Source organism: Streptomyces sp. ST2-7A, assembly GCF_021390475.1.
Classification (GTDB): Bacteria; Actinomycetota; Actinomycetes; order Streptomycetales; family Streptomycetaceae; genus Streptomyces.
Genome location: NZ_JAJUWS010000018.1, coordinates 55,347 through 69,021 on the forward strand (window position 1 = coordinate 55,347; position 13,675 = coordinate 69,021).

The following is a 13,675-nucleotide window of genomic DNA, read 5'->3' on the forward strand; positions in this document are numbered from 1 at the left end:
CGGACGGGACGGGACGGGGTCAGCGTGCCAGGAGGTCCCCGCAGAACCGGCGGATGGCACGGCTGACCACGGTGGGCTTCTCCCAGGGCATGAAATGCCCGGCCCCGGGGACCCAGAAGGGCCCGACGACTTCCGGAAAGGCGATCTCGCACTTCTCGGCGACGTGGTCGCCCAGTGTCACCTGATCCGGGCCGATGAGGACGAGAACGGGCTGTCGCACCGGTCGGTCGGTGAGTTCGGGGGCGGACACCGGACGTGTGCCCATGACCACCTCGTAGTCGGCGAACGAGGCGCGCAACCGATCGGCGTCGGCGTAGGGCTCGGTGAGCAGCGCGAGGTCGGCCTCGTCGAAGGCGTCGGGCGGGCACCACATCCGATGACCGAAGAACTCCGCGATGTAGCGCCGCCGTCGTTCCGGGGTGTCCAACTCGGCGATCAGCTCGTCGGCGTGCAGCCCCTGGCGGCGCTGGTAGTCGTAGACCGCCGGTTTCGGGCGGCCGGCGGGGATGCCCGCCGCGGCGAACGCCTCCGGCAGATCGGGCATCGAGTCGTCCAGGACGATCAGGCGGTCCACCCGATCCGGGTGCCGGTTGGCCATGTCGATGGCCACCATCGCGCCCAGGTCGTGGCCGGCGACCACCGCGCGTTCCCAGCCGAACGCGTCCAACAGGCCGATCAGGTCGGTGTTGAAGGCGGCGAAGTCGTAGAACCCGTCCGGGGCGAAATCGGAGTCGCCGTAGCCGCGCAGGTCCGGGGCGGCGACATCGAAGCCGGCCTCGATCAGCGGCTCGAGGGTGCGGGACCAGATCAGGCTCGTGCAGGGGAAGCCGTGCAGGAGAAGCAGGGGGACGCCGCCGCCGGGACCGCGTCGAACCGCCAATCGGTGGCCCTCGCCGACCGTGACGAGAGTGGGAGAGATGGTCATCCCGCATGGTCGCACGGGTGGTTGGGGGTGAGCGCCCTGGGAGAACCGCCGGCCCGCCTCCGGCCTGTCGTGACGGGCTGTCACCTCGTCGACGCGGATGCGTGGGACGAGCGGGTGGCGTGGGACCACGACGAGGTGTTCGCCCCGGACCTCGCGCCGGCGGGTCTCGACCCGACGGTCGAGTCCCTCGCGCGGGGAGCGGAGGGCGGGGGCACCGGAGTTCGCGATCGGCACCGGCCGGCCGGCGCTCCTCTCCGTACCGGAGCACCTCCTCGCCGACCACCGGGCGGGCGGGCGCGTCACTCCGAGGGGTCGCCCCGGCGTTCGGCGAGGAGGTGAACGACGCCCGCGGGATTCCCGATCCGGTGGGCCGGGGTCCCGGGGTCCTCGAACGGTTCCACCTGGTCGCGGGTGGCCGTGCCGGCCCGGGCCGGATGGGCGGTGGCCGCCGACAGGTCGTCCGTGCGCAACTCCAACCACACCTCCGCCCGGTCACGGGAATCATCCCCCCCGGTCCGACCACAACGTGACCGGACCGAACTCCACCGAGCGCGTCCGGGCGACCGAGGGCGAGTCGATCGAGGAGTGCTCGACGGCCGGCAGGCCGAGGGTGTCCCGGTGGGACGCCACGGTGGCGTCGTAACGCTCCCCGCGGATCTTCATCGCGAGGGGTTGACCCCGCCCTCGAACGTCGGAGTGTCCATGGTCGGAAGGGTAGGCCCCGCCACCGACATCCCCGGGGGCCACCGGTCGGCGCGGACCGTGTCTCAGTCCTTGTGCATCTTGCGGAAGTGGTGCAGGGAGGCCTGCGCCCAGGCGATGCGCGGGTCCACCAGTTTCGGGTTCCAGCGGTAGCCACAGCGCAGGTAGCGGAAGTCCAGGGCGTTGCCCACCAGCGGCGGGGCCCAGCGCGAACGCCAGGTGGTGCGCTTGGGCGCGCCCCACACCAGCATCTCGCTCACCCCTCCCATGGTCACCGCCGCCACCAGCAGCGAACCGGCGAAGAACAGCAGCCAGACCGGGAAGGTCAGCGCGAAGCCGACCCATCCGATCCAGGTGCCCCGGTGCCCGGTCAGCGCCGGCCGGCCGTCGGGGAAGACGATCCGCCAGTACGCCCGGCGGCCGATCCGTGAGGGGCGCCGCACGATCCGGCACAGTTCCCCGCCCCCGCCGTCCTCCACCCGGAAGCGCAGGGGTTCGGGCACCCCCGGTTCCTCCGGCAGCACCGAGCACAGCCGCTCGCCGTCCGGGCCGTCCAACAGCAGGACCGGGTGCGGCATCCCCGCCCGACGGGCGGTGCGTTCCTCCACCTCGGCGACGGTCACCCCGCCGCCGTGCGCGCCGGCGTCCGCCGTGTCGCCCTCCCCGGTCCGCAGCCCGACCTGCGCGGCGCGGCGTGGGGAGCCGGCGAAGGAGCCGAAAGGGGTCCCCGGATCGTCCGGGGACACCAGGCGCACCCGGGCGGGTGGTCGGTCATCGGAACCCCGGTCGTCGGGCAGGATCAGGAACTGCTCCCCGTCCGCCCACTCCCCGGTCCTCATGCCGGTGGTGCCGGTGATGTCCACGGTGAAGCCGGGCACGGGGCTCCTTTCCTCGTCCGGACCCCACGGGCCCCTGTCGACGGTCGATGGTGGTCGGATCGCGGGGGCACCGGGCCGACGGACCGACACCCCCGCACGATTCTCCCGGAGTCGGCGGATTTTCCAAGGGGGCCCCGACCCCGTTCCGGGCCGCGCCCGCGCGGGTCGGGGGAGCGGGGGCCGGCATGATCTTGCCGCGGCTCCCCGCGCGGGAGACGATGTGCCACGTCGGGCGCCGGTGCGAGCCGTCGGCGCCCCGGTACCGGAGAGGAGCCGTATCGTGCGCCGTGTCGCCCGCGTCACCGTGGTGGGGGAGTCCCTGGTCGATCTGTTGTGGCGCAAGGGAGAGGAGCAGCCGAGGGCGGTGGCGGGCGGCAGCCCGGCCAACGTCGCGGTCGGCCTGCGCCGCTTGGGGCGCGAGGTCACCCTCGTCACCACCCGGGGAGACGACCCGCCCGGCGAGTTGGTGCGCGCCCGGGTGGAGGAGGCGGGTCTGGACGTGCGATGGATGCCGTCCTCGGGCAGTACCACCGTGGCCCTCGCCCATCTGGACGACGCCGGCGCCGCGCGCTACGACTTCCTCGCCTCCTGGGCGCCGGACGAGCTCACCGTGCCCGCCGACACGGCCGTGGTGCACACCGGTTCCCTGGCGACGGTGCTCGAACCGGGCGCCCGACGGGTGCTGGAACTGTGCGCCCGGCAGCGCGAGGCCGGGGTGAGCGTGGCGGCCGACCTCAACGTGCGGCCGGCCGCCCAGCCGGACCGTGAGCGGTACCGGGCCGCCGCCCGACGCCTGGCGTCGGCCACCGACGTGCTCAAGGCGAGCGATGAGGACCTGGGGTGGCTGTACCCGGGGCAGTCCCCGGAACGGTCGGCCCGCCGACTGCTGGCCGAGGGACCGCGCCTGGTGGTCGTCACGCTCGGCGCGGCCGGCGCGCTGGGTGTCGCACCGTCGGGGACGGTGCGGGTGACGGCGCCGCCGACCGAGGTCGTGGACACCGTCGGCGCCGGGGACGCCTTCCAGGCGGCGTTGCTGGACGCCGTGGCCCGGCGCGGCGGCCCGCCGTCGGGGACGGCGGAACTGACGGCGGTGCTGGAACGCTGCGCCCGCGCCGGCGCGCTGACCTGTACCCGCGCCGGTTCCCAGCCGCCGACCCTCGAGGAGTTGGACGGGCCGGCGGCCGAGGGGACGGGCGCGGACGCCGGTTGAGACGCCGGGCCGCCTCCGGGCGGGCGGACACGCGCCGGGGCGCTCCCCGTCACGCCGGGGCGAACCGTGCCGGACCACACCGGCCTGCCGGGACGCCTCGTTCGCCGTCGAGTGGGGACGGGCCGCGGAGACCATGGGACTCGGCCGTGGGCGTGACGAGCGCCGCTCCGGGAGCCGTCCGCGGGGGTACCGGCACGGAGCCGGCCGTGGCGGTCACCCGGCCGGCTCCGAGCCGATCGTGGCCGTCCCGGCCGGGTCCGGCTCGAACCGACCGGGATCGGTCGCCCCAGTGCCGCCCGTGGCGCGGTACCGGGCCCGATCCGACCGGACTCGACTCGATTGGGGCCGCCCCGGCTCGAGCCGGGTCCGACCGGGATCGGGGCGGCCCCGGTCAACCGGCGGTCACCCGTGGCGCCGGCCCGATGGGACGCGACCCGGCCGGCGCCGGCCCGATCCGGTCCGGTCGGGTGTCAGCCGGTGCCCTCCTCCCCGTCCTCCAGCCGGAACCCCACCTTCAGCCCCACCTGGAAGTGGGCCGGCCGTCCGTCCTCGATGTGCCCGCGGATCTGCGTCACCTCGAACCAGTCCAGGTTCCGCAGGGTGCGCGCGGCCCGGTCGATGCCGTTGCGAATGGCAGCGTCCAACCCCTCGGGCGAGGTGCCGACGATCTCGGTGACCCTGTAGGTGTGTTCGGACACGCTTCCTCCTGGTGCGGCGCCGGCGCCGCGCATCGGATGCGGATTCCCCGGTCGCGCGACCGGGACGGTCCCCTCCACCGTGCCCCGGGCGGGCCGGTCCCGCGAGTGCTAGGCTCGATACGGGCCGTGACCGGCGTGTGCGGACGGAACGAATCATCGGGAAGCGACCCCCGCCCCCGGGCGGTCACACCGTGCCGCGTGCCCGGGCCGCTCCGACGACACCTTCGGAAGGCCCCCGCATGACCGGCAACGAGAACCTCGACCCCGCCACCGACCCCGGTGTTCCCGCGCCTTTCGTCTCGCCCGAGCCCTTCGAGGCGGCCCACACCCACCACGAGGCGCCCGACCACAATGTCGGCGGTACCCCCGAATCGGTGGCCCTGCGCAACGCCCTGCGGGTGATCCGGGGCGTGGAGCCGCGCATCGCGGACGCCATCGGCGCGGAACTGAGCGACCAGCGCGAGTCGCTCAAGCTGATCGCCAGCGAGAACTACGCCTCGCCCGCCGTGCTGCTGACCATGGGGAACTGGCTCAGCGACAAGTACGCAGAGGGCACCGTCGGCCACCGTTTCTACGCCGGGTGCCGCAACGTCGACACCGTCGAGTCGATCGCCGCCGAGCACGCCCGCGAACTGTTCGGCGCCTCCCACGCCTACGTGCAGCCGCACTCGGGCATCGACGCCAACCTCGTCGCGTTCTGGGCGGTGCTCGCGCAGCGGGTGGAGGCCCCCGCCCTCGCCGACGCCGGCGTGCGGCAGGTCAACGAGCTGTCGGAGGAGGACTGGGCGCGGTTGCGCCGGGCCCTGGGCGACCAGCGGATGCTCGGCATGTCGCTGGACGCCGGTGGCCACCTGACCCACGGCTTCCGCCCCAACATCTCCGGCAAGATGTTCGAGCAGCGCAGTTACGGGACCGACCCGGAGACCGGTCTGCTGGACTACGCGGCGGTGCGCGCGGCGGCCCGCGAGTTCCGGCCGCTCATCCTCATCGCCGGCTACTCGGCCTACCCCCGCCTGGTGGACTTCGCGGCCATGCGGGAGATCGCCGACGAGGTCGGCGCCACCCTGATGGTCGACATGGCGCACTTCGCCGGTCTGGTCGCGGGCAAGGTGCTCACCGGGGACCTCGACCCGGTCCCGCACGCCCACATCGTCACTACCACCACCCACAAGTCGCTGCGCGGTCCGCGCGGCGGCATGGTGCTGTGCGACGACTCCATGGCCGAGCACGTGGACCGGGGTTGTCCGATGGTCCTGGGCGGGCCGCTGCCGCAGGTGATGGCCGCCAAGGCGGTGGCACTGGCCGAGGCCCGGCAGTCCGGTTTCCGGGAGTACGCCTCCCGGGTGGTGGACAACGCCCGCGCGCTCGCCGACGGGCTGCTGCGGCGCGGTGCCCGCCTGGTGACCGGTGGCACCGACAACCACCTGCTGCTGCTGGACGTCTCCGGCTACGGGCTGACCGGCCGGCAGGCCGAGGCCGCGTTGCTGGACGCCGGCATCGTCACCAACCGCAACGCGATCCCCCGTGACCCCCACGGCGCCTGGTACACCTCCGGCGTCCGGCTGGGCACCCCGGCGCTGACCACCCGTGGCCTGGGCACCGACGGGATGGAGGAGATCGCCGACCTGATCCACACCGTCCTGGCGCACACCACCCCCGCCGCCACCGCCTCCGGGGCGGCCTCCCGGGCGCGGTACCACGTCGCCGAGGGGGTGACGGCGACGGTCGCCGCCCGGGCCGCCGATCTGCTGGACAAGCACCCGTTGTACCCGGGCGTGGACCTGGGCTGAGCCGGTGACGGGCGCCCCCGGGACCGTGCCGTCCCGCCCGATACCCGGGGTGCCGGGCCCGGCACCCCGCCGATGCGGCCGAGGCGGTGGCACGCCGACCCGCCCCGCGTCGCTTCCCGCTGTCGGGCGGGTCCGGTCCGGGGCGGGGGGAACCACCCCGCCCCTCGACACCCCGGATGGGGCCCCGGGGCGCGACGGCGGTGATGGGGGTGCCTGAGGTGGTCGGCTCGGCGCCGCGCATCCGCTCGGGCGTCACGTCGGTGGTCGTCTCCGCCGGGCCCCGTATCGGTTTGACGGCGGCCCGTGCCCGGGCCCCGCACCCGGGCCGGGGGTCCCGTCTCCCGGAGACGACCCGCCGCGCCGACCGCGTCCGTCGCGACGCCCTGGTCCGTGCCCGGGTCGAACTCCCCGCGCCCCGGCGGGGGAGAGCAGCACCGCGTCCGCCAACAGCCACTGCGCGGCGAGATAAGTCGACATGATGATGAATCCCTGTGCGGGGATCACCGGGCCGTCCGCGATCCCGGCCGCGATCAGCGCGTCGGAGAGCAGGAACAGTCCCCCTCCCGCCGCGCCCCGGGGCCCGAGCGCGAGGGCCGCCGCGCAGGCCGTGGCGGTCAACAACACCGCGTAGCCGGCCACCGGAATCCGCAGCTCCGCCGGCAGGCCCGGCCACAGCAGGACGACGACCAGGACACCCACCACCGTGTACCCGCACGCCGCGCCGGCGATCCGCGCCGGCGTGGGGGAGGAGCCGCGACGGACGGCGCGGCGGCACAGCGTCAGGTAGCCGAGGTGGCCGAGGCCGAAGGCCGCCATCCCGCCGAGGAACGCCCCCGGGTGGTCCGGCATCAGCAGCACGTCACCCGCCCACCCGCCGGCCAGGGCGACCAGGAGCAACCCGGGCCCGCGCCGGGCGACGACCACCGCCATCAGGGCGGGGATCAGCAGCGGCTTGGTCGCCCGGTGCAGCGCCTCGGCGTCCACGGCGTGCCCGAGCAGGTGCGCGGCGCAGAGCAGGAGGAACAGCGTGCCGGAGCCGAGGAGGATACGGTTCCGCCGGTTCGCGGTCCGCTCGGTCGGCGTTCCGGCGGACCGATGCCGCACACCGGCCGGATCGGCTCGGTGGTCGGGGGCGTCCGGGATCCCCCCGGACGCCGGGGCCTCCCCGGTGGGCCGCCCGGACCCGGGGGCGGCGGGCGACGGGACACCGCCCGGCACCGCCGCGTCCCCGGCGGGTGTGGCGTTCCCCGACGTCATCCGACGGCGGTCGGCTCGCCGGCGGAGCCCGGGACCGTCCCGGGGAGGTGGCCCCCGGGGCGCCCGTCCGCCCCGGCCGGGATGTCTGCGGTCGTCCTCCCGGGCCCTCCGACCCCGGCACCAGCCGCCTCCGGCACCCGTTCCGTCGGGCGCCACCCCGGGCCGCGGAACACGTGGTTCAGCCGGTCCCGTCCGGTGCGGGCGGCCCGCACGTCACGCAGGATCGCGGCGTACTCGTGGGTGGCCACCCGCAGCGGGTTGTGGGTGTCGATGTTCTTCGTCAGGCCGTAGACGCAGCGCTCGGTCTCCGGTGCGAAGGTGCCGAACATCCGGTCCCAGACGATGAGCACCCCGCCGAAGTTGCGGTCCAGGTAATCGCCCTGCGAGGCGTGGTGGACCCGGTGGTGGGAGGGGGTGTTGAGGACGAACTCGATCGGCGCCGGCAGCCTGCCCACCCGCTCGGTGTGCACCCAGAACTGGTAGACGAGGTTGGCGGAGGAGAGCAGGGCCAGCACCGCCGGGTGCACGCCCAGCAGGATCAGCGGCAGGTAGAACGGCCACACCGTCCAGGTGGTCCACGGTTGCCGCAGCGCGGTGGTGAGGTTGAACCGGGTGCTGGAGTGGTGCACCACGTGGCAGGCCCACAGGATCCGCACCGTGTGGTGGCCGCGGTGCGACCAGTAGTAGCAGAGGTCGTGGGCGACGACCAGCAGCGGGATCGTCCACCACTCCAGGGGGACGCGCAACGGCGTCAGCGCGTACGCGGCGGCGTAGATCGCGACGATCGGGATCTTCCACAGCAGGTCGAAGAGGAGACTGCCGAGCCCCATGGCGAGGCTGGTGCCGGCGTCCTTCGTCTCGTAGCCGGCGGCGTCCTCGTCCGGGTGCAGCCGGTAGCTGATCATCTCGATCACGGTGAGCAGGGCGAAGGCGGGTATCGCCCACAGCACGACATCGGGCGGATTGGGCATGAGCGCACTGTAGGGCCGCGTGTCGTCCCTGCCCGGGGGGCATTACCCATCGGTACGGAAAAGTTTTCGCCCGCACCCCGCACCCCGCACCCCGCACCCCGCACCCCGCACCCCGCCGGTGCGGGGTGGGGGCCGCCGCGCCGGCGGGGCTCAATCCCCGGCCCCGGCCGGGACGCCCTCCAGCACGTTCAGGGCCAGGTCCACGTCCGCCCGGGTGTTGTAGAGGTGGAAGGAGGCGCGCAGGCCGCCTGCGCGGGCCGCCACCGACACCCCCGCCCGGGCCAGTGCCCCCACCGCCGCGCCCGTGCCCGGAACCGAGACGATCGGCGACCCGGCCGACTCCGGGGCGGCCGGGCGGCCCAGTCGCTCCAGACCGGCCCGGAAGCGCTCCGCCAGCGCCAGGTCGTGCGCGCGGATCGCGTCGATCCCGACCTCCTCGATCACTTCCAGGGCCCGGGCGGTGCCCGACCAGGGCAGGAAGGCCGGGGCGAGGTCGAAGCGGGCGGCGGTCGGGGCGAGGTCCCGCACGGGGCCGTAGCAGCTCTCCCAACGGTCGGCTCCGGCGAACCACCCGGCCTGCACCGGCCGCAGGCCACCACCGTCGGCGGGCACCACCATGAAGGAGGCGCCGCGCGGCCCCAACAGCCACTTGTAGGTGCCGCACACCACGAAGTCGTCGGCCTCGGCGTCGTAGTCCATCCAACCGACCGCCTGGGTCACGTCCACCAGGGTGCGGGCGCCGTGCGCGCGGGCCGCCTCCCGCACCGCCGCCGGGTCCGCGATCCGACCGTCCGCCGACTGCGCCGCGCTGACGGCGACCAGGGCGGTGTCCGGTCCCACCGAGTCGACGAGCTTCTCCGGCGGCACGACGCGCAGCCGCAGGTCGTCGGCGTGCAGGAAGGGGGTGGACACCGAGCTGAACTCGCCCTCCACGGTCAATACCTCGGCCCCCCGGGGCAGGGCGGCGGCGACCACGGCGACCTGGGCCGCGACGGTGGAGCCGAGTGCCACCCGCTCCGGGGCCACCCCCACCAGTCGGGCCCACCGAACCCGGGCCGCCTCCGCCTCGTCGATGAGCGCGATGTGGTCGATCCGACCGACCGTCAGGTCCTCCACCGCCTCCCGAAGCCTTCGGGCGGCCCGGGCTGGCAGCAGGCCGTGGGAGGCGGTGTTCAAGTAGCCGGGGTCCGGGGAGAACTCGCGGGCGATCAGGTCGGCCGGAAGATCGCCCGCTGCCGCGGCCGGGTCGGTGGGGAGATCGCGTGAGGTCTTCATGGTGACAGTCTCCGATCGATGTTCTTTTCCCGCGAGGGAATCGGGCGTTCCCGCCCCCCGCCGGCCGGTTTCCCACCTCCCGGCCCGGGAGGCCCGCGACTCCTTCCGGCCGTGGTCATCGAGGGTGGGGGACCCCGGGGCGTGCGCCCCGGAGTGCACCGGGGGAGCGCATGACGGACCGGTTCGCCGGGATCGGCTCCGCGGAGCGGGCCCGATCCCGGCCGGTCACCGTAGCCGGACCGTGACGGAAAGCCATTCCGCCCCGTTCGGCGGCCCGCTAGGGTGATCCCCGCCGAACCGTCCGGCACCCCGCGGAGGGAGGCGCGTATGCGTCAACGACCGGTGACGCGGGCCGTGGTCCTCGGCTCGCTGACCGTCCTGTTGGTCACCGGCTGCGGGAGCGATCCGACCCGGGCCGATCCCGTCGCCGGGTCCGCCGCCACGGCCACCCCCGGGGAGGACCCCGGCGAGCCCGCGGAGGATCCCCTCCCACCGGGGGCCGCGCCCTTCGTGCCCGATCCCGAGCGCTTGCCCCGGGACGCCGCGTCCGCCGCCCTGCTGGCCGGCGCCGTACTGCCGGAAGTCGCCGACCACGGAACCGGGTTCGTCGCGGTCGATCGCTCCGCCGACGACCGCCCCGATGCCGATCCCTCCGCGTCCGATCCCTCCGCGTCCGGGGGCTTCGCCGATCCGGCCGACGCGGAGACCGGTCCGGCGCGAACCCCCGACACCCACCCCGTCCTCACCGACGCGTGCGTGTGGAAGCGCGAGCCGATACCCGACGACATCCTCGCCCTGCGGACCGTCGAGGCCGAGCGTCCGACCGAGGGCCGGGGGACCCCGGGCCCCCTGGGCGTGGTCACCGTGGTGACGGTGCACGACGACGTGACGGCCGCCGACCGGAGGATGGCCGGGATCCTGGAGGAGGGGCTGCGCTGCCCGGAGCAGCGGCTGCGGGCCGACGAGCGGATCGCCGGGCTGACCTCCGTGGGAGCCTTCCGTCCCGGTAACGGGACGCTGCCCGCCGATGACCTCATCACCGAACGCGGTGACCTCTTCGCCGACGACCTCGGCGGGCCGCACCCCTACCTCTGGTTGGTGGCCCGGGTCGGACCGGTGACCGCAGCCCTCGCGGTGAAGGGGACGGACGGCTCCACCGAGGAGGAACTGACGGATCTCGCGCAGCGGTTGATGCGCCGCATGATCACCGTCGCGCACACCGAGCTGAGCTGAGGAGCCCGTGCACACCCCGTCGTCCCGATCCGGGTCCTCCCGATCCGGCGCGCCCCGTCATCCCGGCAACCCCGGAGCCGCCGGAACACCCGCCCCGTTCGCCGCGGGCGCCGGCACGAACACGCCGGACCCCGGCGACCCCGGCCCCGGCCCGCTGCACCCGGCGGACCCCGCCCGACTGGCCGGCCACCGACTGTTGGGGCGGTTGCCCGCCGATCCCCCCGGCACCTGCTACCTGGCCCGCTCGGTGGGCGGGGTGCTGATGACGCTTCGGGTGGTTCCGCACCCGTGGTCGGCACACACCGAGTTCCGTTCCGCGTTCGCCCGCGGCACCGCCTCCGCGCAGCGGGTGGTCAGTCGCTGGGCGGTGGCGCCGGTGGCAGCCGATATCGGCTGCCGCCTGGTGTGGTTGGCCGAGCCGTACCTGCCCGACCCCGACCTGGCGATGGTGGTGGCGGCGCGCGGTCCGCTGCCCCGGGATATCGGGCGCGAGGTGGGTGCCCGACTGGCCGAGGCGCTGGAGACGGTGCACCGGGCCGGTCTGGTGCACGCCTGCCTGACCCCCGCGCGGGTGCTGCTGGCCCCGGACGGGCCCCGGCTGACCGGCCTGGGGTTGGCCGGGGCGCTGTACGGGGCCGGGCCGCTGATCCTGCCCCCCTCCTGCCTGGCACCGGAGCAGGCCGAGGAGCCCGAGCGCCGACCGGGCCCGCCGGCCGATGTCTTCGCCCTGGGGTGCGTGCTGACCCACGCCGTCACCGGGCGACTGCCCTTCGGCGCCGCGCCCGCCGGGGAGGTGCGCCGGCGCATCCTGAGCGAACCCCCGGACCTCGCGGACGTCCCTCGGGGCCTGCTCGAGGTCATCGGCGCCTGCCTGGACCGTGATCCGGAACTGCGGCCCACCCCCGCCGAGCTGTGCTCGGAACTCGATCCCCGGGCCGGCGGGGGTGGCGACCCCGGCGGGGTGCGGCTGCCCGATGACGTGCTGGACCTGATCACCCGTCGGCGCGCGGTCCCGCCCCCCGATGCCCCGCCGGCCCGCGCCCCCCTCGACGGGACGCGCCGGGTCGGGAGCGGCGATCCCGGCGCGGACCCCGGCCGTCACCCTTTCCCCGGGGCCGAGGACCGGCCCGGACCGGTGGAGACCGGGGACGGCGCCGGTCGGTCGGGGGACACGGCGCGCGGCCCCTCCCGGCGCGGCCTGCTGCTCCTGGTCGCCGGCTCGGCGACCGCGGCGGCCGGCGGCGCCGGTGTGCTCTTCGCCGGTCGGGCCCGCTCCGGCGCACCGCCGGCGGAGGCGGCGCGCTCGCTGCTCATCGGCGTGCACGCCGACCTCACCGGGGCAGACGCCGGGGTGGGCCGCGCCCAGGAGTTGGGTGTGCGGCTGGCGGTGGAGGAGCTCGCGGACCTGGCCCGCCTGCCCTTCGACGTGGACGTGCGGGTGGTCGACGACGGCGGTGACCCCGGGCGGGCCGCGGAGGCGGCCCGTGAACTGGGCTCGGACCCCGCGGTGCGGGCGGTGATCGGCCCCACCGGCGAGGCGTCGGCCCGTCCGGCCGCCGAACAGTACGCCCGGGCGGGTCTGCCGCTGCTGGCGCTCTCCCCGGCCGAGTTCCCCGAGGGCGACCGGACGCTGCTGCACGCCCGCCCCGACACCGCGGCCCAGGCGTTGGCGGTGGTCCACCGGCTGCACGGCGAACCGGGGGTGCGGCGGGTGGGGCTGGTGGACGACCGGGCCGCCGAGCCGATCAGCGGTATCGCGGTGCGGGCCGTCACCGGTGCCCTGGACCGCGACCGGATCACCCCCGTGCCGCGGGTGCTGCCGGTCGGGGCGGGCGACCCGGTCGGCACGGTAGCCGGACTGCTGGCCGAGGGCATCGACGGGGTGGTGCACGCGGGCCGGGCCGACGCGGTCGCGGCGCTGGCGGTCGCGCTGGCCGACGCCGGTTTCACCGGACCCCGGATCGCGTGGGAGACCGCCCTGCGGGAGGAGTTCCCGCGGAGGGCGGGGCAGGCCGCCGAGGGATGGCTGCTGGTCGCCCCCCGCATCGATCCCGCGCGGGCGCCGGAGGCGGTGGGGTTCACCACCGTCTTCCGCAAGCGGTTCGAGGAGGAGCCGGAGCCCTGGGCCGCCGAGGCGTACGACGCGGCCCGACTGCTGGTGGAGACGGTACGGCGGATGGGGACGCAGGCGCCGCCGGATCGCGAGATGCTCCTCACCCGATTGCGCTCGGCCCGCCTGCGCGGGGTGGCCAAGCCGCTCGCCTTCGCCGCCGACGGCCGGTTCTCGGCCGGTGACGAGGGGGCGTACTGGTACGAGGTGCGGGACGGGGAGTTCCACTACCTGGGGAAGGCGTCCATGGCGGGGGCCTGACCCCGGCGGCGCTGGTCTCCCCGGCGAACGCGGCCGGGTGGTCCCCGGAGCCCGCGCACCCCCGGGCGGGCGGCGCGCTTCCCGGAGTCCGCGAGCTCCCCGCCGGGAGCGGTCTCCCGGGGAATGGCCGGGTGGTCCCCGGAAGCCGTGTGATCCTCGCCGGCGGGCTCTTTTCGGGGCCGGCGCGCTCCCGTGGTGGAGTGGTCTTCCCGAAACCCGTGCGCTCCGACGGGGGCGTGCTTCCCGGTGCCCGTGCCCTTCCGCGCGGGGTGGTCTCCCCGGGAACGCGGCCGGGTGATACCCGGAAAGCCGGACGATCCCCGCCGACAACCTCTTGCCGGAGCCCGGAGCCCGGAGCCCGGAGC

The 13,675-nt window shown here is 75.4% G+C and carries 12 protein-coding genes and 1 pseudogene; 5 read left to right on the plus strand and 8 right to left on the minus strand.

Annotated elements, in window-relative coordinates; genetic code table 11:
* Positions 1 to 19 precede the first annotated feature (19 nt).
* The 4 genes from LZF96_RS13060 to LZF96_RS13075 all read right to left on the minus strand — a co-directional run bounded on the left by LZF96_RS13060 (position 20) and on the right by LZF96_RS13075 (position 2,505).
* Positions 20 to 925 carry an alpha/beta fold hydrolase gene (locus LZF96_RS13060; protein ID WP_233870667.1) on the minus strand — a complete coding sequence of 302 codons (906 nt, stop codon included), beginning with the start codon at positions 923 to 925 and terminating at the stop codon, positions 20 to 22.
* A 299-nt stretch (positions 926 to 1,224) separates the two neighbouring features.
* Positions 1,225 to 1,401 (minus strand): hypothetical protein, encoded by a 177-nt coding sequence (locus tag LZF96_RS13065; protein WP_233870670.1) that lies wholly within the window; start codon positions 1,399 to 1,401, stop codon positions 1,225 to 1,227.
* 25 nt (positions 1,402 to 1,426) lie between these two features.
* Positions 1,427 to 1,588, minus strand: a complete 162-nt coding sequence (locus LZF96_RS13070; RefSeq protein WP_233870673.1) for a hypothetical protein — start codon at positions 1,586 to 1,588, stop codon at positions 1,427 to 1,429.
* A gap of 104 nt (positions 1,589 to 1,692) precedes the next feature.
* Complete coding sequence (locus LZF96_RS13075) at positions 1,693 to 2,505, minus strand: hypothetical protein (RefSeq protein ID WP_233870675.1); 813 nt, start codon at positions 2,503 to 2,505, stop codon at positions 1,693 to 1,695.
* Between the two features lie 280 nt (positions 2,506 to 2,785).
* Between LZF96_RS13075 and LZF96_RS13080 the strand changes: the two genes are divergently transcribed.
* Positions 2,786 to 3,715 carry a carbohydrate kinase gene (locus LZF96_RS13080; RefSeq protein WP_233870678.1) on the plus strand — a complete coding sequence of 310 codons (930 nt, stop codon included), beginning with the start codon at positions 2,786 to 2,788 and terminating at the stop codon, positions 3,713 to 3,715.
* 470 nt (positions 3,716 to 4,185) lie between these two features.
* On the opposite strand, the gene LZF96_RS13085 is transcribed toward LZF96_RS13080, so the two are convergent.
* A complete protein-coding gene (locus tag LZF96_RS13085) occupies positions 4,186 to 4,413 on the minus strand; it encodes a dodecin (RefSeq protein ID WP_233870681.1) in 228 nt (75 codons plus the stop codon).
* A 239-nt stretch (positions 4,414 to 4,652) separates the two neighbouring features.
* Between LZF96_RS13085 and LZF96_RS13090 the strand changes: the two genes are divergently transcribed.
* Together LZF96_RS13090 and LZF96_RS27360 are read left to right on the plus strand one after the other, a co-directional pair.
* Positions 4,653 to 6,203: a glycine hydroxymethyltransferase gene (locus tag LZF96_RS13090; protein WP_233870684.1), complete on the plus strand. Its 1,551-nt coding sequence runs from the start codon at positions 4,653 to 4,655 to the stop codon at positions 6,201 to 6,203.
* A 176-nt stretch (positions 6,204 to 6,379) separates the two neighbouring features.
* A pseudogene (locus LZF96_RS27360) lies at positions 6,380 to 6,511 on the plus strand (hypothetical protein); the annotation flags it as partial.
* On the opposite strand, the gene LZF96_RS13095 reads toward LZF96_RS27360, so the two are convergent.
* The 3 genes from LZF96_RS13095 to LZF96_RS13105 form a co-directional block, all read right to left on the minus strand.
* A complete protein-coding gene (locus LZF96_RS13095) occupies positions 6,456 to 7,307 on the minus strand; it encodes a lysoplasmalogenase (RefSeq protein ID WP_233870687.1) in 852 nt (283 codons plus the stop codon). The pseudogene LZF96_RS27360 and the gene LZF96_RS13095 sit on opposite strands and share 56 nt — an antisense overlap.
* A 149-nt stretch (positions 7,308 to 7,456) precedes the next feature.
* The gene (locus LZF96_RS13100) at positions 7,457 to 8,431 is read right to left on the minus strand and encodes a sterol desaturase family protein (RefSeq protein ID WP_233870690.1); all 975 of its coding nucleotides are present in this window, start codon (positions 8,429 to 8,431) and stop codon (positions 7,457 to 7,459) included.
* Positions 8,432 to 8,581: 150 nt separating this feature from the next.
* Entirely contained in the window at positions 8,582 to 9,706 is a 1,125-nt protein-coding gene (locus LZF96_RS13105; RefSeq protein WP_233870692.1) for an aminotransferase class V-fold PLP-dependent enzyme, read from the minus strand.
* A 327-nt stretch (positions 9,707 to 10,033) separates the two neighbouring features.
* On the opposite strand from LZF96_RS13105, the gene LZF96_RS26575 reads away from it, so the two are divergent.
* Positions 10,034 to 10,939 carry a hypothetical protein gene (locus tag LZF96_RS26575; protein ID WP_267940830.1) on the plus strand — a complete coding sequence of 302 codons (906 nt, stop codon included), beginning with the start codon at positions 10,034 to 10,036 and terminating at the stop codon, positions 10,937 to 10,939.
* A 7-nt stretch (positions 10,940 to 10,946) separates the two neighbouring features.
* The gene (locus LZF96_RS13115) at positions 10,947 to 13,310 is read left to right on the plus strand and encodes an ABC transporter substrate-binding protein (RefSeq protein WP_233870694.1); all 2,364 of its coding nucleotides are present in this window, start codon (positions 10,947 to 10,949) and stop codon (positions 13,308 to 13,310) included.
* Positions 13,311 to 13,675 lie beyond the last annotated feature (365 nt).